The 23,054-nt window shown below is 73.7% G+C and carries 23 protein-coding genes and 1 pseudogene; 8 read left to right on the forward strand and 16 right to left on the reverse strand.

Features of this window, described 5'->3' with window-relative positions; genetic code table 11:
• The first annotated feature begins 3 nt into the window (after positions 1-3).
• The 5 genes from ACFY1S_RS24815 to ACFY1S_RS24835 all read left to right on the forward strand — a co-directional run bounded on the left by ACFY1S_RS24815 (position 4) and on the right by ACFY1S_RS24835 (position 7,525).
• Positions 4-1,050 (forward strand): hypothetical protein, encoded by a 1,047-nt coding sequence (locus tag ACFY1S_RS24815; protein WP_387122429.1) that lies wholly within the window; start codon positions 4-6, stop codon positions 1,048-1,050.
• Complete coding sequence (locus ACFY1S_RS24820) at positions 1,043-3,718, forward strand: FtsK/SpoIIIE domain-containing protein (protein WP_387122433.1); 2,676 nt, start codon at positions 1,043-1,045, stop codon at positions 3,716-3,718. The genes ACFY1S_RS24815 and ACFY1S_RS24820 overlap by 8 nt, the downstream gene beginning before the upstream one ends.
• Entirely contained in the window at positions 3,715-4,377 is a 663-nt protein-coding gene (locus ACFY1S_RS24825; protein WP_387122436.1) for a hypothetical protein, read from the forward strand. The genes ACFY1S_RS24820 and ACFY1S_RS24825 overlap by 4 nt, the downstream gene beginning before the upstream one ends.
• A 73-nt stretch (positions 4,378-4,450) precedes the next feature.
• The gene (locus ACFY1S_RS24830) at positions 4,451-6,970 is read left to right on the forward strand and encodes a CHAT domain-containing protein (protein ID WP_387122438.1); all 2,520 of its coding nucleotides are present in this window, start codon (positions 4,451-4,453) and stop codon (positions 6,968-6,970) included.
• A gap of 39 nt (positions 6,971-7,009) precedes the next feature.
• On the forward strand, positions 7,010-7,525 hold the full coding sequence (locus ACFY1S_RS24835; RefSeq protein WP_387122441.1) for a trypco2 family protein: 516 nt from the start codon (positions 7,010-7,012) through the stop codon (positions 7,523-7,525).
• A 1-nt stretch (position 7,526) separates the two neighbouring features.
• Here the strand turns inward: ACFY1S_RS24835 and ACFY1S_RS24840 are convergent, their stop codons facing one another.
• On the reverse strand, positions 7,527-8,795 hold the full coding sequence (locus ACFY1S_RS24840) for a cupin domain-containing protein (protein ID WP_387122444.1): 1,269 nt from the start codon (positions 8,793-8,795) through the stop codon (positions 7,527-7,529).
• 15 nt (positions 8,796-8,810) lie between these two features.
• Positions 8,811-9,047 (reverse strand): annotated as a pseudogene (locus tag ACFY1S_RS24845) (hypothetical protein); the annotation flags it as partial.
• A 156-nt stretch (positions 9,048-9,203) separates the two neighbouring features.
• Here ACFY1S_RS24845 and ACFY1S_RS24850 point away from each other — a divergent pair.
• The gene (locus ACFY1S_RS24850) at positions 9,204-9,983 is read left to right on the forward strand and encodes a DUF72 domain-containing protein (protein WP_387122447.1); all 780 of its coding nucleotides are present in this window, start codon (positions 9,204-9,206) and stop codon (positions 9,981-9,983) included.
• A 31-nt stretch (positions 9,984-10,014) separates the two neighbouring features.
• Here ACFY1S_RS24850 and ACFY1S_RS24855 read toward each other — a convergent pair whose 3' ends face one another.
• From ACFY1S_RS24855 to ACFY1S_RS24900, 10 genes are all read right to left on the reverse strand, one after another.
• A complete protein-coding gene (locus ACFY1S_RS24855) occupies positions 10,015-10,443 on the reverse strand; it encodes a DUF2267 domain-containing protein (protein WP_387122451.1) in 429 nt (142 codons plus the stop codon).
• Positions 10,436-10,606 (reverse strand): hypothetical protein, encoded by a 171-nt coding sequence (locus tag ACFY1S_RS24860; RefSeq protein WP_387122454.1) that lies wholly within the window; start codon positions 10,604-10,606, stop codon positions 10,436-10,438. The genes ACFY1S_RS24855 and ACFY1S_RS24860 overlap by 8 nt, the downstream gene beginning before the upstream one ends.
• Positions 10,607-10,743: 137 nt before the next feature.
• On the reverse strand, positions 10,744-11,616 hold the full coding sequence (locus tag ACFY1S_RS24865; RefSeq protein ID WP_387122457.1) for a DUF72 domain-containing protein: 873 nt from the start codon (positions 11,614-11,616) through the stop codon (positions 10,744-10,746).
• A 48-nt stretch (positions 11,617-11,664) separates the two neighbouring features.
• Positions 11,665-12,063 carry a TraR/DksA C4-type zinc finger protein gene (locus ACFY1S_RS24870; protein ID WP_364365578.1) on the reverse strand — a complete coding sequence of 133 codons (399 nt, stop codon included), beginning with the start codon at positions 12,061-12,063 and terminating at the stop codon, positions 11,665-11,667.
• A 164-nt stretch (positions 12,064-12,227) separates the two neighbouring features.
• Entirely contained in the window at positions 12,228-12,875 is a 648-nt protein-coding gene (locus tag ACFY1S_RS24875; protein ID WP_387122461.1) for a uridine kinase, read from the reverse strand.
• A gap of 38 nt (positions 12,876-12,913) precedes the next feature.
• The gene (locus ACFY1S_RS24880) at positions 12,914-13,519 is read right to left on the reverse strand and encodes a winged helix-turn-helix domain-containing protein (RefSeq protein ID WP_387122463.1); all 606 of its coding nucleotides are present in this window, start codon (positions 13,517-13,519) and stop codon (positions 12,914-12,916) included.
• Between the two features lie 260 nt (positions 13,520-13,779).
• Positions 13,780-14,235: a winged helix-turn-helix domain-containing protein gene (locus ACFY1S_RS24885; RefSeq protein WP_387122637.1), complete on the reverse strand. Its 456-nt coding sequence runs from the start codon at positions 14,233-14,235 to the stop codon at positions 13,780-13,782.
• Between the two features lie 126 nt (positions 14,236-14,361).
• A complete protein-coding gene (locus ACFY1S_RS24890) occupies positions 14,362-14,850 on the reverse strand; it encodes a rhodanese-like domain-containing protein (RefSeq protein ID WP_387122466.1) in 489 nt (162 codons plus the stop codon).
• Positions 14,851-14,898: 48 nt separating this feature from the next.
• Positions 14,899-15,354 (reverse strand): cysteine dioxygenase, encoded by a 456-nt coding sequence (locus tag ACFY1S_RS24895; RefSeq protein WP_387122469.1) that lies wholly within the window; start codon positions 15,352-15,354, stop codon positions 14,899-14,901.
• 105 nt (positions 15,355-15,459) lie between these two features.
• A complete protein-coding gene (locus tag ACFY1S_RS24900; RefSeq protein WP_387122472.1) occupies positions 15,460-15,837 on the reverse strand; it encodes a signal peptidase I in 378 nt (125 codons plus the stop codon).
• Between the two features lie 64 nt (positions 15,838-15,901).
• Here ACFY1S_RS24900 and ACFY1S_RS24905 point away from each other — a divergent pair, with 64 nt between their 5' ends.
• Positions 15,902-16,294, forward strand: a complete 393-nt coding sequence (locus tag ACFY1S_RS24905; protein ID WP_364365596.1) for an ankyrin repeat domain-containing protein — start codon at positions 15,902-15,904, stop codon at positions 16,292-16,294.
• A 32-nt stretch (positions 16,295-16,326) separates the two neighbouring features.
• Positions 16,327-17,277, forward strand: coding sequence for a DUF3500 domain-containing protein (locus tag ACFY1S_RS24910; protein WP_387122475.1), 951 nt, complete (start codon positions 16,327-16,329; stop codon positions 17,275-17,277).
• 72 nt (positions 17,278-17,349) lie between these two features.
• On the opposite strand, the gene ACFY1S_RS24915 is transcribed toward ACFY1S_RS24910, so the two are convergent.
• The 4 genes from ACFY1S_RS24915 to ACFY1S_RS24930 form a co-directional block, all read right to left on the reverse strand.
• Positions 17,350-17,841, reverse strand: a complete 492-nt coding sequence (locus ACFY1S_RS24915) for a DUF2231 domain-containing protein (RefSeq protein WP_387122478.1) — start codon at positions 17,839-17,841, stop codon at positions 17,350-17,352.
• Between the two features lie 145 nt (positions 17,842-17,986).
• Positions 17,987-18,727, reverse strand: a complete 741-nt coding sequence (locus ACFY1S_RS24920; RefSeq protein ID WP_387122480.1) for a GAF and ANTAR domain-containing protein — start codon at positions 18,725-18,727, stop codon at positions 17,987-17,989.
• Between the two features lie 180 nt (positions 18,728-18,907).
• Positions 18,908-21,199, reverse strand: coding sequence for an accessory Sec system translocase SecA2 (secA2, locus tag ACFY1S_RS24925; protein ID WP_387122483.1), 2,292 nt, complete (start codon positions 21,197-21,199; stop codon positions 18,908-18,910).
• A 73-nt stretch (positions 21,200-21,272) separates the two neighbouring features.
• The gene (locus ACFY1S_RS24930) at positions 21,273-23,024 is read right to left on the reverse strand and encodes an ABC transporter ATP-binding protein (RefSeq protein ID WP_387122486.1); all 1,752 of its coding nucleotides are present in this window, start codon (positions 23,022-23,024) and stop codon (positions 21,273-21,275) included.
• Positions 23,025-23,054: the final 30 nt, after the last annotated feature.

Raw genomic sequence — 23,054 nt, forward strand, 5'->3', positions numbered from 1 at the left:
GCCATGTCCATCATCGAGGAAGTCGGTGGGCAGGTCCGCGCCGCCAGCGAGGAGTTCCCGGTGGCCCTGCTCGGGCAGGCACTGGAGAAGTTCGGCCTGGCCGCGGAGCGGCTGCGCTGGGTACGCCAGGAATCGGCGAACCCGATGGGGGTGCCGGAGCTGTCCGCCGCCACCGAGCACGCCGAGAGCGCCGGGTACGCGCTGCGGGTGGCCCAGGAGCAGCTCTCGGCGTACCTGGCCGCGATCGGCCTGGCCGGGGACGGCGCTCCCCCGCCCCGGCAGGAGCAGCGCGCTCCCCGACACGACACGCCGCCGGACGCCGGGCCGACCGCCGTGCCGCCGGAGTCCGCCCAGCAGGTCCGGATGCGCCGCTGGTGGTCGGTGCGGGTGGCGGAGCTGACCGGAGGGCGCGATGGCGAGGGCGCCGACGACGAACCCGACGAGCGGTTGAACGACCCGCGGGAGCTGCTGCGCCGGGTCGTCGGCGGCGTCCGCGCGGGTGACCGGGACCGGCTGCGTACCGAGCTGCGCCGCGCCCCCGCCGACGTGGGGCTGGGGTTGGCCGCGCTGGCACCGCCGCTGCTACGGGAACTGGCCGGCGAACTGCTGGGGCATCCGCCCCGCGCCGCCGACCTCGGCCGGCTGCGCGGCGAGCTGGACGGCCGCGTCCGCGATCTGCTGCCCGGGTTGCCGCCGCCGGTGCTGGAGACGCTGCTGACCCGGGTGTGCCGGATGCCGCCGCCACGCGCCTCGGGAGAGCCACCACACGCCGCCGACTCGGCGGTGACCGCGGGCGTGGCGACCGGGCTGCTGCTCACCCGACTCGGCCGTGACCTGCCCGCGCACGCCGAGCCACGGCCGGGCGGCGCGGGACAGCCAGGCGCCGGGCCGCAGCCGACGGGCACGGGACAGCCGACACGCGTGGGCCAGCGCACCGGCGGCGCGGGTCAACGACCGGCGGGCAACGGCACCCAGCGTTCCGGTGGGCTGCCGCCGCGAACGGGCAGCCCGTGGCGGGACGCGCCCACCCGCCGGGGTTCCGATGGCTGACCGGCGCGGCCAACTGGCCACCCGGATCCGGGAGACCCTCGGTGAGGCGCTGGGCGCGACGCGTACCCGGTTGTCGGCCGCCCAGGCCGACCTGACCGCCGGTCGCGAGCGGCTGACCCGGGTCCGGCGGGCGGCCGCCGCCGTACCGCAGCGGGTGGGCGCCCAACGCGACCGCCGGCTCGCCGAGATCGACGCCCGGCACTCCGCCCGCATCGCGCAGCTCGCCCGGCACGCCGCCGACGCCGCCCTGCGGGAGGCGCCCGGCTGCGCCGGCGCCGACTGGCCGGGGTGGACACCCACCCCCACCCGCCGCGCCGAGCCGCCGGGAGCGCTGCGGATCGGCACTGTCCACCTCGACGACGTCGACCCGGTGCCGGCGCTGGTGCCGCTGCTCGACGCCGGGCACGTCCACCTCTCCGGTGACGACCGCGCCGGCTGCGACGCCGTGGTGTCCGCGCTGCTGCTGCGCGCCGCCGGCCGCGCCGACCCCGGGGCGGTCCGGCTGATCGGGTACGACCCGGAGCACCTCGGCGGCGGCCTGGCCGGGTTCGCCCCGCTGGGCACGGCCGGGCTGCTCACCTTCGTCGGCCCGGGTGGCCTCGGCGGGCTGCTCGACGACCTGGTGGAGCAGATCCGCCGGATCAACGAGACGGTGCTGGCCGGCGAACACGGCTCGCTGCGGGAACTGGCCTCGGCGACCGGCCGCCGCCCCGAACCGTGGCGGGTGGCGGTGCTGCTCGGCGGCGACGAGCTGAGCAGGCACGAACGCGGCCAGCTCGAACGCGTGGTACGGGCCGGCGCGGCCTGCGGGGTGCACCTGGTGGTGCGGGGCATCCCGCTGCCCGACGACCCGACGGTGACCCGGGTGGTGGCCGGGGCGTCAGGCGCCCTGATCGGCGGGCCGTCCGGGCTGCCGGTCCGACTGGACCCACCGCCGCCCGCGACGCTTGTCACCGAGACCTGCCGGGAGATCGCGGCCCGGGTGAACGCCGGCCCACCGCCGACGCCGTTCACCGACCTGCTCCCGCCGCCGGAGCAGATGTGGCGGGAGGACTCGGCCAGCGGGTTGACCGCCCCGATCGGCGAGGGGCCGCAGGGCCGCCCGGTCCGCCTGACGCTTGGCGACTACCCGCCGCACGCGCTGATCGGCGGCCCTTCCGGCACCGGCAAGACCAACCTGATCTTCGCCTGGATCGGCGCGCTGGCCGCCCGCTACTCCCCCTCCGAGCTGGAGTTCTACCTGCTCGACTTCAAGGAGGGGGTGTCGTTCGCCCGGTTCGCGCAGGGCCGGCGCGACCCGAGCTGGCTGCCGCACATGCGCCTGGTCGGTATCAACGTCAACACCGACCGGGAGTTCGGGTTGGCGCTGCTGCGGTTCCTCACCGAGGAGCTGCGTCGCCGCGCCGACGCGGCGAAGAAGCACGAGGTGACCAAGCTGGCCGAGCTGCGCGCGGTCGACCCCACCGGGCACTGGCCCCGGATCGTCGCCGTGGTCGACGAGTTCCAGATGCTGCTGGCCGGGCGCGACGTCGTCGCCCGGGAGGCGGCCGACCTGCTGGAGGACCTGGCGCGGCGGGGCCGCTCGCAGGGCATCCACCTGGTGCTCGCCTCGCAGGACGTGCGGGGCATCGAGGCGCTGTGGGGCCGTCCCGCGCTGGTCGCCCAGTTCACGTTACGCATCGCGCTGCCCAAGGCACTGCGGATCCTCGCCGAACGCAACGACGCCGCGCAGTCGCTGCCCCGCTGGCACGCGGTGGTCAATGCCGAGTCGGGCATGGTGGAGGGCAACGAGGTCGCCCGGATCCCGTCGGCAAGCGACTGGGAGACGTGGAGCCAACTCCAGCACCGGCTGTGGCGGATGCGTCCGGCCGACGCGGCACCGGCGCGGCTCTTCGACGGCGACGCGATCCCCCGGCTTGCCGAGGCCCCGGACTACCGCGCGCTGCAAGCCCCGGCGGACGGCAGCGCCCCGCGCAGCCCGGCGGCCCTGCTCGGCGAGATCATCGACGTGCAGTCCCGCTCGGCGGCGCTGCGGCTCCCCCGCGCCCCCGGACGCAACCTCGCGGTGCTGGGCACAAGGGTCGACGAGGCGTGCGCCGTGCTGGACGCGGCGGCCCGCTCCCTGGCCCGCCAACACCCGAGCGGCACCGCGCGCTTCTCCATCGCCTGCCTCGACGCGGACGCCGACCCGATCGCCCGCGCCCTCTACGAGGACCTGGCCGACGACGCCAACTGGTACGACGAGGAGACAGTCGGCGAGCTGATGGCCGAGACGGCCGACGGTCTCGGCGGCGCGGGCAGCCCGCACTACCTGCTGCTGTTCGCCGTCGACGCGGCGGCCGGCACCCTCGCCGCGCCGGCCGGTCGGCGTACCGGCCTGGAACAGCTGCGCCGGATCCTGCACGACGGGCCGGAACGCCGCACCCACGTGCTGGCCTGGTGGCGGGGTGTGGCCCGGATGCGCGCCGACCTGGGCGGCCCGGCCGCCCGCACCGACCAGATCGGCGCCTGGGTGGCGCTCGACGCGCACGGCGGTGAGCTGGGCGCCTCGCTCTACCCGGGCACCGGCGGCCCGGACTGGTATCCCCGCCCGTGGCGGGGGCTCTTCTTCGACCGGGCGGTGCACCGCACCGGACAGGTGATCATCCCCTATGGACCGTCGCGATGAACCAACCGGTGACCAGTGAGACGTACGCCGCCCAGCTACGGCGACTGGCCGAACTGACCGCCCGGGTCCGCGAGCAGCGCGCCGAGGCGCACACCTGGTACGAGCGGCAGTGCGCGGCGGCCGACCAGGCCGTCGCCGACGCCACCGACCAGGTACGCGCCGCCGAGCAGGAACTGGTCGCGGCACGCGAGCAGCAGGAACACGTCGACGCGGAGGCCGCGCACCTGTGGCAGCAGGTACGCGCCCGACTGGGCGACCGTCGCCTCGGCGGCCCGCCCGCGCCCACCAACGGCACCGGGGCGACCGACCCGGTGCTGCTGCTCAGCCGTGCCCGGGACCTGCTCGACCGGGCCGGCCAGCCCGGCGAGCTGCCCGGTTCGGTGAACCCGCTGCTCGCGCTCTGCGGAGTGGCGGGCGCGGTGCTGGCGTACGCCCTGGGCACCGGCGCGCGGGCGCTCGGCGTCGGGTACGGGGGCGACCTGGCCGTCGGGATGCCGGTGCTGGCGCTTGTGGTGACCCTACTCGGGCCACTGATCGGCCTGGTGCCGGCACGGGTGCTCGCCGACCGCCGGCACGCGGTGCTCGGGCCGCGCCCGATCACCGTGGTGCTCGGCGCGGGGGTGGTGGCCACCGCGCTGCTGCTGATCCTCGGAAGCTGACCCGGTGTCGGATGTCGAATAGCCGACGGTCGGTGCGACCAATCCGCTCCCGATCTCCGCTACGGTACGCGAAATGGTCAGCTTCTATCTGAGCTACCGCGCCGACGACGGGAGCATCGTCGGGCGGTTGGTCGACGACGCGCTGACCGCCCGGTTCGGCGTCGACAACGTCATCCGTGACTTCCCCGGTGACTTCGGGCGTCGCCTGCCCGACGCGGCGGCGCTGATCGTCGTCATCGGACCGGGACCGCGCGCCACCGAGGGTCTGCGCGACCCGTCCGACCAACTCCCTCGCCAGATCGAGATCGCCCTCAGAAGGTCGTTCCCGGTCGTTCCCGTCCTGGTCGGCGAGGCCGTCCTGCCACCCGGGAGTGACCTTCCCGCATCTCTGCGGCCGCTCGCCCACCGTCAGGTCCGGCGCATAGATCCACGCCTTATGGCGGCGGACATCTGGGAACTCGTCGACGGGCTCGCCTCGTCGTACGGGACGAACATCGAGGGCACCCGGCCGGCGGTCCCGCTGATCCTCAGCGAAGAGCCGGTGCGGCTGCGCCTTCGCCATTCGGCAACGTGGCCCCACGCGGTGTTCGTCTACGCGGACAGCGGCGGACGCCTGACGGTCGCCGACAGCGGCCAGCCGATGGCCGACGGCGTGTTCACCACACGCTACGAGGTCGACATCAGCGAACGGATGGTGCTCCTTGAGGGCCTGCTGCCCAGTAGGGACGAGCGATACCACTTCACTGCGTCGTTCACCGTCCGCTTCCGGGTCACCGACCCGGCGGAGGTCGTCCGTGCCGCGCTCACGACCGACAGGGTTCCGCTCCTGGACCTCGTGCTGGCCCGGAGCCGACCGATCACGAGGCAGTTCGGCATCGACGAGGTGGCGTACGCCAAGGCGGCCGTCGACCGGCTGTTCGCCCGCGAGACTGCCCTGCCCGGCGGCGTCACCCTGCTCTCCGTGAGTGCGGATCTGGACCTGGACGACGAGGGCCGCCACCACCTGTGGGACCAGCGGCAGCGAGACTGGCTGCTCGACGACCTGGACGTGCCGCTGCTGTCGCGCTCCGTGCCCGTGCAGGGCAGGTGGCGGCCACCGACCCAATCGGGACCGCCCACCTCGTCGGAACCCCCGGTCTCGTCGACTCCTGACACCGCCCGGCAACCGGAGCGGCTGCTGGTGGCGCGGGCACCCGCCCAGGTCCCGGTTGGCCACGAACTGAGCGTCGAGGTCCGCATCGTCACCGAGGGGCGGTCGACTCCGCCGGACGCCGCGAGGGCACCGATGCCGCGTCTCCTCGTCGCCGACGACGGCACTCCGGTCACCGTGACCGTCCACGCGCCCCCCGGCCTGCACGTCGACGGACCGCTCCAGCAGACCGTGCTTGTCGAGCCGCACGACGACCCGGCGCCGATCCGGTTCGGGTTCGGGGGGCGTACGGCGGGGCGGCATCGCATCGACGTGACCGCCTGGGCCGGCGGCACCTTCCTCGCCGAGGTGCCCGTCGAGGTGTCAGTGGTGGACGGCGGGTCGTTCCGCGACGGGCCGTCGAGGACCGCGTCGATGGCTGCACCACAGGCGCGGCCGGGCGAGGTGACGATGGAGGTGCGGTTCGACGGCACCCGCTGCACCTTCCAGTTGCGGTCCGACGCGGCGCTGTTCGCCCCGGTCGTCGAATCGGTCACGAACAGCCCGAACGCCGCCGTGGAGAACGCGATCCGGGAGCTTCAGCAGGTGGCCGGCGACGGTTCGCGCGACAGCGCGGCGATGACCCGCGCGATCATCCGCTCCGCCGGCATCCAGCTGTGGTCGGAGCTGGTGCCAGCCGACGTCCGGGACCAGTTCTGGGAGGTCGGCGCGGACATGCGCGCGTTCACGATCGCCACCGACTACGACGTGGTGCCGTGGGAACTGCTGTATCCGCTGAGCGCCCAGCGTGATGCCGGCTTCCTCGTCGAGCGGGTTCCGGTCGTGCGTCGCACGTACGGGCAGCACCGGACGTCGACGATCGGCCTGCGCAACCCTCGCTTCGTGGTGCCGACGAGGGCGCCCACCGGGGCGCGTGAGGAGGTCGCCGCGATCCGGGCGATCCTCGGGGCGGGTGACGGCGAACCGATAACCAGGGCGGACGAACTCCTCGCTCTGATCAACTCCGGGTCGCTGGGAGCCACCCACTTCGCCTGCCACAACACGTTCTCGTCGGACGGCTCGTTCATCGACATGGACGGCGGACGCTTCAAGCCGGCCCTGCTCGCCGAGGCCAGCATCCGCAAGGTCCTGGCGGACGCCGGCCCGCTGGTGTTCATCAACGCCTGCCGGAGCGCGGGCGTGGCACCGACGTACACCAGGATGCTCGGTTGGGCGCAGCAGTTCATGTCGTCCGGCGCGGGCGCGTTCGTCGGCACGCTGTGGGCGGTGCGCTCGGAGAGCTCGGTACGCTTCGCGACCGCGTTCTACAGGTCCCTCGCCGAGGGCGCCACGCTCGGCGCGGCGGCCCTCGCCGCGCGGACCGACCAGCAGGACGACAGACTCGACCCGACCTGGCTGGCCTACACCGTCTACGGCGACCCGTTCGCCACCGCCGCCGTCTGACGGCCGGCACCCAATCGCGCAGAAGGGCAGGGGCGGGGCATGGACGTGAGCGACGGCAGCGTGCCGGTCGACGAGCTGGTGTCGGCAGTGAAGAACGCGGTACAGCAGGCCGGCATCTCGACGAGCGACGCCGGAAGGGACCTGCGGGTCAGCTCGGTCCAGCTGATCCTGAGCGCGGTCGTCACCACGAAACATGGCGGCGGCCTGGATCTCCGGGTGCCTGTCATCGGCTGGAAGGTCACGGTGGGCGGCAGTCAGTCCCACCAGAGGACCCACACCATCGACATCACACTCGTCGCCGAGGATCTGCAGGAACGGCACGAGTTGCGTCACAGCGCAATCGAGGCGACCCTCGTGGACGCCATCACCACGATCCGCGCGGTGGTCGCCGCCGGCGCCGGGGGTGACGACCCGCTGGTCCTCAAGGCCGGCGCGGTGGAACTCGTCTTCGGCGTCACCGACCAGGGCACGATCTCGTTCGGGGCACAGGGCGAGCTGATCGACGAGGTCACCAACACCCTCCGGATCGAGCTGATCGCGGCCCCGGTCGGCTAGCTCACGCCGGGACCAGGACGGCCTCGCGGAGCAGGCGGCGGGCCAGGGTGACCCGGTCGGCGTCGTCGGGCAGGCCGGGCAGGTCGCCCACGCGGGTGACAGTACCGGTGAGCACGGCACGGACCGCCGGCTCGCAGGAGGCGGGCAGGGTGATGGTGCGGTCGAACAGCCGCAACGCCACCGTCTCCGTTCCGTGCGGCACGAGCTGCCAGCGCAGGCCCGGGCGCGGGGTGAGCCGGAAGTCCGCGTCCAGCGCGGCAAGCGCGTCGGCCTGGGCGAGCGGTCGGATCGGCGCCGGTCGGGCGGCCGGCCAGGCACGCTGACGCAGTCGGGTGGCGACGGCGGCCGGGTCGGCGCGCAGCAGCCAGTCCCGCAGGGCCTCCACCGTCTCGGTCAACTCCGGCTCGATGGCGTCGGGGTCGGCGACGTCGGTGCCGAACGGCAGGCTCGCGCGCAGCCGCTGGTCCTCCGCGGCCAGGGCGAGCAACTCCTCGACCAGCGCGTACCTGGTGAGGGCCCGGATGCCCACGGTCAGGTGCAGCGAGCTGGCGTCCTGCGCCTGCGCGCTGTGCAGCCAGCCACGCGGCAGGTAGAGGGCGTCGCCGGGGGCGAGCACCACGTCCAGCGCGGCGGGTCCCTGCGCGGTGGCCGACACCTCGTCGGCGCGGCCGCCCCACGGCTGCTTCTCCAGCGGGTCGGGCAGCACCGGAGGGTGGATCCGCCAGTGCTTGCGGCCGTCGACCTGGAGCACGAACACGTCGTGGGTGTCGTAGTGGGTGGCGAAGCCCTGGCTGCCCGCCGGCGTCAGGTAGGCGTTGATCTGCAGGGGCTGGTTGAGGGCGAGCCCCAGGTCGCGGGCGAAGTCGACGAGCGGCGGCCAGATCCGGTGCAGCCCCTGCAACACGAGTGTGGCCCCGGCGGCGTACTGCTCCAGGACCCGTTCGTCGAGCACCTGGTCGCCGATCTCCGCGCCGGCGCCGCCGCCGCCGGTCCAGCGGGCCGCCGGCACGAGCTGGCCGTCCTTCGCGACCCGCAGGAACGGGGTACGCAGACCGCGCCGGCTGAGCAACTCGTCGGCGTCGGCGGGGCTGAACAGGTCGGTGAAGCCGGCCGGGTCGGGCAGCTCGGCGGCGCGGGACAGCAGTGGAGTGTGTCCCCAGTGCGCCGCGGCGAACTTGGCCGGCTCGACCGAGACGCAGCGGGCCAGCGCCTCGGCGGCGGACGAAACCGCCGGGCGGCCGTGGCCGCCCGGCGGGTCGAGATGCGTCATGACGGGCCGTTACCGGGCGCTGCCGTCGGCGCCGCCGTCCTGCTGGCCGGGGGTCGCGCCACCATCGGCCGGACCCTCCGCGCCACCGTCAGCGCCACCATCCTGCTGGCCCGGGGTCGCGCCACCATCGGCCGGACCCTCCGCGCCACCGTCAGCGCCACCATCCTGGTGACCCGGGGTCGCACCGCCGTCGGCCGGACCCTCCAGGCCGCCGCCGCCCGTGGTCTGCATGTCATCGTCGTTGAGTGCCATCGGTACTCCCTCGGGTGTGCCGCCCCGCCATACGTCGGGGTCCGTCGTGCTGCGGGTGGTACCCCACGCGCGATCTTCTCTAACCCTCACCGTAGACGCCGAACCGGGGCGACACGGGCAGTTCACCTGCGGCGGGGACGATGCCAGGATGGTGGGGTGATTCTGGTGGGCACGTCCGGCTGGCAGTACCGGGACTGGCGGGGCCGCTTCTACCCGCAGGCGCTGCCGCAGCGGCTGTGGTTGGAGCACTTCGCGGACCGGTTCGCCACCGTCGAGGTCAACAACGCGTTCTACCGGCTGCCGGAGCGGGACACCTTCGCCGCCTGGCGGGCGCGGACCCCTGCGGACTTCTGCGTGGCCGTGAAGATGAGCCGCTACCTGACACACATCAAGCGGCTGCGGGAGCCGGCCGAACCGGTGGCCCGGTTCCTCGGCCGGGCAACGGCGCTCGGTGACCGGCTCGGCCCGGTGCTGCTGCAACTGCCACCCAACCTGCGGGCGGACGTCGACGCGCTCGACGCGACGCTGAAGCTGTTCCCGGCCGACGTACGCGTCGCGGTGGAGCCCCGGCACCCGTCGTGGTGGACCGCCGCCACCCGGTCGGTGCTGGAACGCCGCAGGGCGGCGCTGGTCTGGGCGGACCGGCTGGGTCGGCCGGTCGCCCCGCGCTGGCGGACCACCGACTTCGGCTACCTGCGCCTGCACGAGGGGCGGGCCCGTCCGTGGCCGCACTACGGGCGTACCGCCCTGGGCTCCTGGGCGGGCCGGCTGAACGACGCCTTCGGTGCGGACGAGCCGGCGTACGTCTACTTCAACAACGACCCGGGCGGCGCCGCCGTCACCGACGCGGTCACCTTCGCCGGCCTGGCCCGGCGGGCCGGGCACCCGGTGTCCCGGGTGCCGTCGCCCGCCGAGGCGGACACCTCGGACGGCTGAGTGCGCCCGAGGCGTCCCACGACCTCACGACTCACGGGAAGAAGGTGGCGAGATCCTTGGGCATGGTCTCCTTCACGTCCTGCCACTCACCCTGGGTGATGTGCCGGCGCAGGGTGTCCAGCACCACCTGCGTCACACGCTCCGGGCCGCCGTCGACGTCGTACGGGAAGCCCTGGCGGACCTCGTAGAGGAAGTCGTCGCGGTTGAGCTTGATCGGGACGTCCGACGGGTTCCACCCGTCGAAGTAGATCCCCCGGACCAGCACCGGCAACTGCTGGGCGAACTCGACGCTCTCGTTCACCGGCAACCGGTCGCGCAGCAGGTGCAGCACAGTGCGCAGGGCCGCGTACGACTGGTTGCGCCGATCCTTCGGCCAGCCGTAGGCGGTCTCGATGTCCTTGAGGATCAGGTTCGTCTTGTCCAGCGAGGACTCGAACGCCGAGATCATGGTGTCAGCCATCGGTCGACCTCCGTTCCGTGGTCTCCCACCGCCGGTCGTCGTCGCGGCGGGGCGGCCCCACCGGGCCACGACGGGCCCGCACCGGACTGCGCTGCGGCGCGCGCCGGGCGTCGTCGGCCGCGCCGACCACGTGCAGGACGGCACCGCGCCGTCGATCCGTCACCAATCGAACCGTCATCCCCCGTCACCTCCGTGTCGTCTCCGGCGTGGGCCCACCCCGAGGGGCGTCCGCACGCACCGAGTCCACACTGCCGCGGGGGTGGGTGAGCCGACCTCACCCCGTTCGGGTGAGACGGGAGGTCAGTCGGCGTCGAGGAGCCCGATGAGCGTCTTGGCGTTCGTCTGCGCGTAGTCCCGGTAGCAGTTGTTCATCAGCACGTGGGTCCGTCCGGCGTCGTCGGCCAGCTCGCGCAGCTTCGGTGCCCAGTCGGCAAGCTCCCGCTTGGAGTAGTGGTAGCCGAACTTCTCGTGGATGTCCTTGCTTGTCCACTTGTCGCTGTGGCCGTGAAAGCGCACCACCGCGAGGTCCGCGGTGGCGGCCAGCACCGGCGGCACCGACGAGCGGTGACCCTGCGGCATGTCCACGCAGACGTACGGGAGGTGGTGCTCGCGCAGGAACGCCACTGTCTCGTCGGCGTTGTCGCCGTCGAACCAGGAGGCGTGCCGGAACTCGTAGACCGGCCGCAATGGCGCGCAGCGCTTCGCCACCTCCAGCAGGTACTGCTTGTTGGCCCGCTTGATGGTGAACCAGGGCGGGAACTGGAACAGCACCCCGCCCAGCTTGCCCGCCTCGACGAGCGGGTCCAGCGCGGACAGGAAGCGCGTCCACACCTCCTCGTACGACTGCGCCGGCAGGTCGTCGGGGTAGACGTTCTTCTTCTCGGTCTCGGGCCGCAGGTCCTTGTAGAGCGCGCTGACCCGGGTGGGATGCCCGGTCAGCAGGCTGAACGCCTTGATGTTGAAGGTGAAGCCGTCCGGGGTGCGTTCGGCCCACAGCCGGGCGGTCGCCTCGGCGGGCGGCGAATAGTAGGTGGCGTCCACCTCGACCAGCGGGAACTGCCTGGCGTAGTAGGCCAGCCGCTTCTCCGGGTTGTCCGCGGTCTGCGGATACCAGCCCGAGTCCAGCAGTGTGCGGTCGGTCCAGGATGCGGTGCCCACGAGGATGTCACCCATCTGTGGAGTCCATCGTGTCGCGGACCGACCGGCAACCGCTGGCCTCGCTCAGGCGGCCCGCCGCTCGCGGGTCTGCTTGCACGTCACGCAGGTGGTGGCGGCCGGGAAGATCTCCAGCCGCTCCACCGGGATCGCCGCCGAGCAGCCCTCGCACCAGCCGTACGTGCCCTCGGCGAGCCGGCCCAGGGCGTGCTCGTACTGGGCGCGCCGGTCGAGGATGGTGCGCAGGAGGGACTGCGCGGTGTCCCGTTCGGCGGTCTTGGTGCCGCTGTCGGCCTGGTCGTCGCCTGCGGTGTCCCCGACCTCCACCAGCCGCAGCACCTGGCTCTGCAGGACGGCCTGCTCGTACTCGGCGGTCAGCTCGTCGTAGCGAGCCTGCAGGGACTGCCGGATCTGGTCGATCTCCGTCTGGGATCGGCCCGTACCGACCGTGTCGTGGACGAGCATCGCTGCCTGCCTTTCCTGGGCCAGTGGCTCAAGGTGAACCGGGTGCCGGCGGCGCGGGGCCCCGGTCACGGTCGCATCCGGTACGCGGGCTGTCACCCGCGCTCTGTGAGCCGGGCGAGTACCCGCCGGACGAGTCGATCAAACCGGCCAGTTTTCGGTGGTTGTCAGGCGTCCCCGCCGGGCTCCACGAGGGCCGGGTGGCGGGGGTCGTCGGCCCGTACGACCACGTCGGCGAAACTGGCCGGGACGACCTCCTCGGCGTACCTGTCGAAGGCCGGCAGGGTCCAGTGCCCGGCCGCCTCGGTGCGGCGCCGCAGCGCGGCGGGCGACAGCGCCAGGTGAACGGTGACGTCGAAGGGCAGGCCGCCGCCGAACAGCAGCGCGCCGCTGACCAGGACCACGCCGCCGGGTGGCAGGTCGACGTAGCGGGCCCGGCTGGCCCGGTCGGCGTCGGCGTCCCACAGGGACGGGAGCAGTCGGCCGGTGCCACCGGGGCCGGCCGGGTCGAGGACCTCGCGGCGCAGTCCGGTCTCGTCGACCCAGCTCTCGTAGTAGGCGTCCGGGTTGGTCCGACCGAGTTCGAAGCGCAGCGAGGCGGGTCGTAGGAAGTCGGTGGCGCGTACGTGCAGCACCGGGCGGCCGCGGGCGCGCAGCGGGTCGACAAGCGCGGCGGCCAACTCGTCCGGGCCGGCGGCGGGGGCGCCGTCGACGGCCACCCGCAGCCGGGCGGGCTCGGCGGTGGCCGCGGCGTCGACGAGACGGCCGGTCAGCTCGTCGACGAGCAGCTCGGGCGAGATGGGACGGATGCGCACCGGACCATCCTGCCCCGACCGTGGCGCGGCGGCGGCGGTCAGCCGGTGCGGTCGATGGTGACCCGGGCGTCGTCGGCCAGCCGGTAGCCGACGCCGTACACGGTGGTGACCAGGGGGACGTCCACGCCGACCTTGCCCCGCAGCCGGCGGACGTGCACGTCGACGGTACGGACACCGGCGTGCTCGTAGCCCCAGACCGCGTTGAGCAGTTGCAGTCGGGTGAACACCCGCCGGGGGTGGGCGACCAGGTGCAGCAGCAGGTCGAACTCGAGGCGGGTCAGTGGCAGCGGTTCGTCGTCGCGCAGCACCGAGCGGGACGAGGCGAGGATGTGCAGGGCGGGGATGGTCGGGCTGACCGCCCGGGCCGGTGCCCGGTTGGCCGGCACGCTGTCGGGGCGGCGGTCGACAGGCACCGAACTGGTGATGACGGCCTCGCCCCGCTCCAGCATCTCGCGGGCCGCCTCCAGCAGGCGGCGCGCCGGCGGGGTCAGCGACTCCTCACAGGCCAGGGGGATGGACAGCGTCACGGTGAGCATCGGCGCGGCGGTGTTCGCCGGGCGGCGCTGACCGCCGGGAGGTCGACCGGGCACCGTGGGTTGGGACGTATGCCATCCGGCGCGCGACGAGGCGGGGCTGACCGACATGGTCCTCCTTGGGCTTGTCCGGGTATCTCCCCACGGCCCGGGACGCCGCTTCATCGATGCTTCCCGGCGTCCGGGCGAGGGTCAAGAGGCGGCTGCGTTGCATGAATGTGACAATTGGCGAACACATCGGAGCCGGGTGCTCGCTCTGCGTACGAAGCCAGATGATTACAGCAGAGCCTGCGAGATGCCCCGTTACGGGGGTCCCCGCCCGGTTCACCGGGGCCTGTCACGTCACGTCCGGGCCGCCACCCGGCCGGTGCTCAGCGCGCGTGGTCCACGCTGATCCGCGCCTCGTCGGCCAACCGGTAACCGACCCCGTAGACGGTGGTGACCAGCTCGGTGCCGTCCAACTTGGCGCGCAGTCGCCGGACGTGCACGTCCACCGTCCGGGCCACCGCGTGCTCGTAGCCCCAGACGCTCGACAGCAGTTGCAGGCGGGTGAACACCCGTCGGGGCCGCTCGGCCAGGAACAGCAGCAGCTCGTACTCGATGCGGGTGAGCGCGACGACCTGCTCGCCCCGCAGGACCATCCGCGAGCCGGCCAGGATGTGCACGTGGTCCGCGTCGGCGGCCTGCTCGACGGTGCGCGGCCGGGGCACGTCCGCGACGGCGCGCAGCTGGCCCTCACCGGATTCGGCGAGCTCCCCGATGAGCTGCACCAGCCGGGCCAGTCGCGGCGTCAGCGGCCCGGCTGCGAGGTCGAGGGTGATGGTCAGGGTCGGGCCGGTGCGCGGACGGGCGGCGCGGGCCGCCGGGTGGTGGGGGCGGGTGGGGATGGCGACGACGGACATGGTGCCTCCTGAGATGGCGGTACGACCGCCACGCCCGGTGCGGCGTGGCGGTCAGTGGCGCGCCGACCCGGCGGTGACCGGGGACGCGAGAGGGAACGCGCGGTGCAGCGGGGTCGGACCGAGAGCCGGCAGGCCGGCGATCCGCCAGGCCGCGAACCCGCCGACCACGTCGGTGGCGCGGCGCAGGCCGATGTCCTGCAACGCGGCGGCGGCCAGTGACGAGGTGTAGCCCTCCTGGCAGAGGATCACCACAGGCACGTCGTAGTCGACCGCCTCGGGCAGGCGGGCCGGGCAGCGCGGGTCGAAGCGCCACTCCAGCACGTTGCGTTCGACGGCGAGCGAACCCGGCACCATCCCGTGCGCGGCCCGCTGGGCGGCCGGCCGGATGTCGACCAGGAGCGCGCCGCTCCGGTACGCCAGGTGCGCCCGTTCCGGGTCGAGCCGGTCGAGCCGGGCGCGGGCGGCGGCCAGGATCTCGTCGATGCCCTGGGAGCCCGGCGGCGGTACGGGGGCCGGACAGTGCTCGGCGGTCGTCAGCATCATCGGTTCCTTTCGGTGCGTGGGGGTTGGTTCGGGGCTGGGCGGCGCTCACCAGGAGCGTCCGGCCTCGGCGACCTCGGCGACCCGCAGCCGTCCGTCGAGCAGGTGGTAGCGGGTCATCCGGCGCAGTGCCGGCCGGTAGACGTGCACGCTCACCGCAGGCGTCGTACCCCTGTTGGTCACCTGGTGGACGTGGCGGGCGCCGAAGCGCCGGCCGGCGCCGGCGGGCAGCAGCCGTGGACGCAGCCGGCCGGCGGCGACGGTCTCCTCGGTGAGGGTGCCGGCGACGACCCGGAACGCCCCGGCGGAGCCACCGTGGTCGTGCAGGTCGGTGCCCTGGCCGGGCAGCCAGCTCAGTGCCCACACCTCGTGGTCGTCGTCGGCGGCGAGGCGCGCGTACCAGCGCTCGGCGGCGTCGAACCGCAGCGGCACCGGCCAGCCGGTCGGGTCGGCCCACCGGGCGGCGACGGCGAGCAGGTCACGCTCCGGGCTGTGGTGGATCATGGCGGTCCTCGCGGGGTCGTTCGGTGGGGTGCCCCCCGTACTCTAGCCGGCAAAGCCTATAGGTTTAGTAGGTAATTCCGTCTGGTGGGACGGCGTCCGTCGGCCTCAGCGCAGCACCGGAGGGTCCACCCGGTAGCCGGGCACCGACGGCCACCGGACGGTCAGCACCACCGACGCGCGTTCGGCGTACCACGAGTGGTCCACCCCGCGACCCCACACCACGTAGTCGCCAGGCTCGGCCAACCGCACCGTCCGGTCCGGCAACTCCACCCGGAAACACCCCTCGACGAGCACGAGCAGAGTGGTACGCCGCTCCCCCGTCGCCCACCGCGACCGGGCCTGCCCCGGCGGATGCACGCCCCACTTCACCTCGACGGCGGTGCTGTGCCGCACCTCCCCGGGCGGCGCGAAGTGCCCCAACAGCCAGCCGGCGTTTGTGGCGCCGTCGACACCCGCGTTGCCCACGTACACCGTCTCACCCATCGGATCCCTCTCCCCGCGCGCCGGCCGAGCAACGTATCAGGGCGCCAGGGCCTAACCTGGAGCGGTGACCGACGACCTCGACGCCGCGACGCTGGCGTTCGCCCACCGGATGTTCGACCTGGCCCGCTCGGGCTCCACCGAGGAGCTGGCCGCGCAGCTCGACGCCGGCCTGCCGGTCAACCTCACCAACGACAAGGGCGACACGCTGCTGATCCTGGCCGCGTACCACTCCCACCCGGACACGGTGGCCGCCCTGCTCAGCCGCGGCGCCGACCACAGCCGGGTCAACGACCGGGGCCAGACGGCCCTGGCCGCCGCCGTCTTCCGCAGCAGCACCGACGCCGTCCGCGCGCTGCTCGCGGCCGGAGCCGACCCGGCGCACGGCAGCCCGTCCGCGGCGGAGACCGCCCAGTTCTTCGACCTGCCGGAGATGACCGAACTGCTGCGCGCCGGCTGACGCCGACCCCGACCGACAGGTATACAGGGTCGGTGGAAGATCCTCTGCCCGAGCAGATGCGCACCGCCGGCACGGCTCTGCTGGCCGCGCTCGATCCGGTGGCCCGCGACCAGGCCGTCCACCAGTTCGACGACGAGCCCGCCCGACGCTGGCTGGAGTACCGGCCCCGACCCCGGCCGGGGGTCAGCCTCGCCGAGATGGACGTCGTCGGGCGCAAGGCCGCACACCGGCTGCTCGCCACGGCGCTCAGCCCGTCCGCGTACGCGCAGGCGATGGCGATCATCGCGCTGGAGGAGGTCCTGGATCGCGCCGAGGGATGGCGTCGCGGGCGGCACAGCGGCGACTACTGGGTCGCCGTGTTCGGTGATCCGGCGCGCGACGACCGCTGGTCGTGGCGGCTGGAGGGGCACCACCTGTCGGTGACCATGACCGTCGTGGACGACCAGGTCTCCCCCGCGCCGATCTTCTTCGGCGCCAACCCGGCGGCCGTGCGGTACGCCGGCCGCCCGGTCTCCCGCCCACTCGGTGTCGAGGAGGACCTCGCCCGCGCCCTGCTCGACGCGCTCGACCCGGCCGGACGATCCGCCGCGATCATCGCCGACGAGGCGCCGACGGACATCATCAGCGCCACCCGCGCCCACGTCGACACCCCGCTGGAGCCGCTGGGCGTGCCGGCCGGCCGGCTGGGACCGACCGGCCGGGCACTGCTGGACCAGGTGGTGGCGCTCTACCTGGACCGGCTGCCACCGGAGCTGGCCGTCCGCGAGGCGAGGCGTCTCGACGGGGGCGAGCTGCACTTCGCCTGGGCCGGCCCGACCCGTCCGGGGCAGCGCCACTACTACCGGGTCCAGGGCGACGACCTGTTGATCGAGTACGACAACACCACCGAGGACGGCAACCACGCGCACACCGTCCTGCGCCGCCCCGCCAGCGACTTCGGCGCCGACGTCCTGGCGGACCACCACGAGTCCCACCCCCACTGACGGCCCTCGGCGAGCACCTCGCCGGCAGCCCGCGCCGGGGGCAACACATCTGCCGCCGTACGGGCGGCCCGGTCAGGGACGCGGGCGGGCGACCTCGACTGTGGAGCCGGCGAGCGCGTCGAGGCTGGCGGTCTCGGCGCGTCCGGTGTCGAACTGGCGCATGAGCCGGGCGCCCAGGCGCACGCCGACGCCGCCGGCGACAAGCGCGACAAGCTCGGTGAGCAGGATCGCGACCGTCGCGCCGCGCTGCGGCGACTGCGCGCGCACCAGGCAGGTGACCAGGAACAGGCCGGCCATCGCCGCGTTCACCAGGTTGAAGGCGACGGCGGTGCGGCGGGTACGGTCGACAGGCACGTCCCACAGGTCGACCATGCCGGCGACCGCGGTCATCGCGGCGGCGAACAGGGCGGCGACGCCGGTCCAGTAGCCGACCTCGCCCAGGAACGCCGGCCCGCCGATGACATCGCTCAGGTCGAAGACGGTGGCGCTGACGAACAGCCCGAGCGGAAACGTCACGAGCATTGGTTGGATGGGGTGCCCCTGCACCCGCAGCCGGCTCTGCATTCGTCCTCCCCAGGGTCGGCGCAGCTCACCAGTACCAGAGTGCTACCCGTGCCCCGTCTTCACGAAACGACGCCGCCCGAATCGCCGCCGCGCGCCAGAGCGGGCGGGGTGCCCTGTCGGGTACGGCGAGGAGCGGCCCGTCCGGTCAGCTCTCGCGCTGGCGGGAGACCGTCCGCACCAGACGCTCGGCCACCTCGCGCAGCGGGATGCCCAGCGAGGACGCGGCGGTGCGCAGCACGTCCAGGGCCTCGGCCGGCGGGCAGCCCCGCTGCGTCATGATCACGCCGACGGCCTGGCCGACCACGCCGTCGAGCAGCAGCTCGGCGTCGCGCTGGCCGGCCATCTCGGCCTGCCGGCCCCGGTCCCGTACGGCGGCCAGCAGCAGGCCGGCGTGCTCGGCGAGCAGCATCGCGGTCAGTTGGTGTTGCGGGGTGAGCAGGTTCGGTCCGGCGGCGTACAGGTTGATGGCACCGATCACCTGGTCGTCGATGTCCACCGGGGCGGAGATCACCCCGCGCACGCCGAGGTCGCGGGCGCGCGCCGTCCAGGCGGGCCAGCGTGACTCACCGGCCAGGTCCACGGCGAGGACCATCTCGCGGCGCCGGATCGCGTTCATCGCCGGCGAGTCCGGGCCGTGGCGCAGATCGTCAAGGCCTGCCAGCCGGTCGTCGGAGGCGGCAACACCGGCCGGCTCGCCGGCGCGCAGCGCCGTGAATCCGCACCAGCGCACGCCGGCCACCGCGTCGCGGGTGACCCGGACCAACGCCAGCAGCGCCTCATCGAAATCGGTCAGCGCGATCAGGCCGGCGGTCAACTCCCGCAGCAGCGCAGCGGTCTCCAGTACGCCCAGGTTGTGCACCACGGGTTCCCGCGTGTCCAGGTTCACTGGTCCGCAGCTCCCGTACGCCTCGGTGCCTGCCCAGCCGGCATCGTCACCTGTGTCATAGTCTGCTCTCTTCCGACTTGACCGACCCGCCCTACTACCCTGCGGAACCCCGGTCGAAACGGCGTAAAACGGGGCTCCTGCCGCACCGGGTGGCGCGCCGGCAGGAGCCCCGCGAAAGCCTCAGCGCGAGGCGCCGCTGAGCCGCCGGCCGATCGACGCGATCAGGCGGTCGAGCTCGGAGCCGAAGGGGTTGTCGTGCACCAGGTACGTCCAGGTGGCGGTCGGGCGTACCAGGGTGCTGTCGTCGGGCTCCCAGTCCTCGTCGAACTCGGTCTCGGTGAACGTGGCGATGGTGCGGGCCTCGATCTCCGGGATCAGGTTGTTGAAGGCCGGCACGGCCGCCCGGTGGAACTCGTCGAGCGGGTCGAGCCGGCCCAGCGCCCGCAGGTGCACGCCCTCGCGGACCTCCGACAGCTCGGACAGGTGCTCGGCCCAGAGCCGGTCCAGGTGGTAGAGGGCGATCGACCGGGCCGCCCGGGCGAGCAGGTCCTCGTCCATCTCGCCGGCCTTCTCGGGCACCTTGTCCAGCAGCATGAGCGCTGCCACGTCGCTGGTCAGCAGCCGCTCCCGGCGCTGCGCCAGGGCCTTGCGCTGCTGCTCGATCACCACGCTGTAGCGCCAGGTGTTGCGGTGGATCTCGTGGTTGACGCCCTCGGCGACCCGCTGGGCGTGCTCCACCGCGTAGTCGACCTGCTCGTCGGTGACCAGGCCGTCGGCGTTCATCCGCGGCGACGCGGGCACCGAGTCGGCGGCGTGGCGGACGACCAGGTCGTCCTCCAGGCTCACGAAGAAGACCGAGCCACCGGGGTCGCCCTGCCGGCCGGCCCGGCCGCGCAACTGGTCGTCGACCCGCCGGCTGTCGTGCCGGCCGCTGCCGATCACGTAGAGCCCACCCAGCTCGGCCACCCGCTCCTGGTCGGCCTGGTCGCTGCCGCCCAGCCGGATGTCCACGCCCCGGCCGGCCATCTGGGTGGAGACGGTCACCGCGCCGTACGCGCCAGCCTCGGCGATGATCGCCGCTTCCTCGTCGTCGTTCTTGGCGTTGAGGACCACGCAGGGCACCCCGGCCGCGTTGAGGCCGGCGGCCAGCGCCTCGGACTCCTTGACGTCGAGCGTGCCGACAAGCACCGGCCGCCCCTTGGCGTGCCAGCGCTGGATCTCGTCGATCAGCGCCTCGTCCTTCTCCGCCCGGGTGGCGTAGATGCGGTCCGGCTCGTCCTCGCGCACGCACGGCGTGTTCGGTGGGATCACCGCCACCTCGAGGCCGAAGAACTCCCGCAGCTGGTCCCCGACCAGCACCGCGGTGGCGGTCATGCCGCACACCTTCGGGTAGAGGGCGATGAACGCCTGCACGGCGATGGTGCCCAGCACCTCGCCCTCGGCGGTGGCGTCCAGGCCCTCCTTGGCCTCGACCGCCGCCTGGAGCCCGTCGGGCCAACGGCGGCGCTGGGCCACCCGACCGCGCATCTCGTCGATCAGCTCGACCGAGCCGTCGCGCACGATGTAGTCCACGTCGCGGTGCAGCAGCGCGTGCGCGTGCAGCGCCACGTTGACGGCGGAGAGCTGCGCGACGTGTTCCTCGTCGTACAGGTCGATGCCCAGCTTGGCTTCGACGGCGGCCAGGCCGGCGGAGGTGAACGCCACACTGCGCCCGTCCTCGGCGACGGTGAAGTGCCGGTCCTTGCGCAGCCCGCGCACCAGCGCGGCGGCGGCGTGCACCGGGTCCTGCTCGCCCGGCACCGCGCCGGCGAGGACCATCGGCACCCGGGCCTCGTCGATCATGATCGAGTCGGCCTCGTCGACGATGGCGGTGGTCAGCGGCGGCTGCACCCGGTCGGCGATGTCGGTGACCAGCTGGTCGCGCAGGTAGTCGAAACCCGCCTCGCTGACCGACACGTAGGTGACGTCGCAGGCGTACGCGTCACGCCGCTCCTGCGGGCTGGAGGCCTCGTTGACCCAGCCCACGGTCAGGCCGAGCAGGGTGTAGACCGGCTCCATCCACTGGGCGTCGCGGCGGGCCAGGTAGTCGTTGACGGTGAGCACGTGCACCGGCCCGTTTCCGAGCCGAACGTGCCCGTACGCGGCGATCGCGGCGGTCAGGGTCTTGCCCTCACCGGTGGCCATCTCGGCGACCTTGCCGGGCAGCAGCGCCATCGCGCCGAGCAGCTGCACGTCGTACGGCCGCTGGTCGAGGCCCCGACGGGCGGCCTCGCGGCCGACGGCGCAGATCTCCTCGTAACCGGTGGCGGCACCGGCGGCCTCGGTCAGCTCGGCGTCGTCGAGCGCGACGAGGTCGGCCTCGCGCGCCTCGATCGCCGGCAGCATCTTCTCCAGAGGAGCGAGTTCGACGGTCGAGCCCGGGCGCTGGAGGAACCGCCGGAACTTGCTCTTGAACCGTTGCGAGACACCCATGAGCGGCAACGGTACGCGATCCGCGGCCGCTTGCGCGGCCCGGCCGCCGGCATGTCCGCCCCGGGCTGGCGGCTCAGGCGACCAGTAGCTGGTGGGCGGCCAACTCCCGGTAGAGCGGGTCGGTGGCACTCAGCTCGGCGTGGGTGCCCACGGCCACCACCCGGCCGCCGTCGAGGACGACGATCTGGTCGGCGTCGACGACTGTGGCGAGCCGGTGCGCCACGATCAACAACGTCCGGCGGACGGCCACCGCGTCGATGGCGCGGCGCAGGGCGGCCTCGTTGCGCGAGTCGAGGTTGCTCGTCGGTTCGTCGAGCAGCAGCACCGGCGGACCGGCCAGGAGCGCCCGGGCGATGGCCAGGCGCTGCCGTTCGCCACCGGAGAGCAGCACGCCTCCCTCGCCGACCTGGACGTCCAGGCCCTGCGGGGTGCGGTCGGCGAGGTGCGCGAGGTTGACCTCGTCGAGCACTGTGCGCAACCGGTCATCGGAGGCGTCCGGGGTGGTGATCAGGAGATTCTCGCGCAGCGTGCCGGCGAGCACGGGGGCCTCCTGCTCGACGTAGCCCAGCCGGGCGCGCAGCGCGTCGCGGGGCAGGTCCCGCACGTCGGTGCCGTCCAGACGGACCGCGCCGTCGCTCACCTCGTAGAAGCGTTCGACAAGGGCCAGCAGTGTCGACTTGCCGGCGCCGGACGGGCCGACCAGGGCGGTCCGGGTGCCGGCCGGCACCGCGAAGCTCACCTCGTGCAGCACCGGCGCCCCGCCGGGGTAGCCGAACCCCACCCGGTCGAACTCGATCATCGGAGCGGGTCGGCGCGGCGTCGCCGTGGCGCCCCCGGCCGCCGGCCGGTCCGCCGCGCCCTCCGCCGGCACGGTCAGGATCTCCTCGATCCGCTGCAACGCGCCCAGGCCGGACTGCAACTGGGTGTACGCGCGCAGCACCTGACCCAGCGGCAGGGCCAGGAAGAACAGGTACATGACGAAGGCGACCAGATCACCGACGGTGATCGCGCCGGCGGCCACCCGGGCGCCGCCGACGCCCAGCACCAGCAGGAAGGCACCCTGCACGGTGACCGAGCCCACCGGCCCGACCACCGCCTGCACCCGGGCCACCCGCAGTCCCGCCGTGTACGCCTCGCGGGCGCTGCCGGTGACCGTCTCGGCCTCCCGGGCCTCGGCGCGGCTGGCCCGGATGGTCCGGGCCGCGGAGATGGCCCGCTCGACCGCGGAGGTCATCTCGCCGATCCGTTCCTGGGCGGCGCGGGCGAGGGCACGGACCCGGCGTGCGAACGTGAGCGCGAAGCCCAGACCGAGGCCCACCCCGAGCAGGGTGACACCGAACAGCAGCGGGTCGAGCAGCACCATCGCGGTGCCGGCCCCGAGCACCATGACCGCCCCGGTGACCGTCTCGAACAGGCCGGAGGTGACGACCGCGCGCAGCAGGGTCGTGTCGGAGCCGAGCCGGGAGAGCAGGTCGCCGGTGCGCCGGCTGTCGTACTCGGCGATGGGCAGCCGCAGCAGGTGCCCGGCCAGCCGCCGCCGGGTGCCCAGCACGAGCCCCTCGGCGGTGCGTTGCAGCAGGTAGTCGCGCAGACCGCCGATCGCCGCGCCGAGCAGCACGAGGGCCACCAGCGCGGCGACGAGGTCGGACACCCCGAGACCACCGCTGACCCGGTCGAGCACCGACCGGGTCAGCAGCGGCTGGGCGAGGGACGCCGCCGCGCCGACGAGCGACAGCGCGCCCACCACGGCGAGGGTGCCGCGGTGGTCCCGCAGGTACGGCAGCAGCGCGGCCAGGCTGGGAGGCCGGCGCTCGGAAGCGGTCATGCCGGGAACGGTAGTCCGCCCCGTCACGCC

The organism is Micromonospora sp. NPDC000663 (assembly GCF_042898105.1).
GTDB lineage: Bacteria > Actinomycetota > Actinomycetes > Mycobacteriales > Micromonosporaceae > Micromonospora.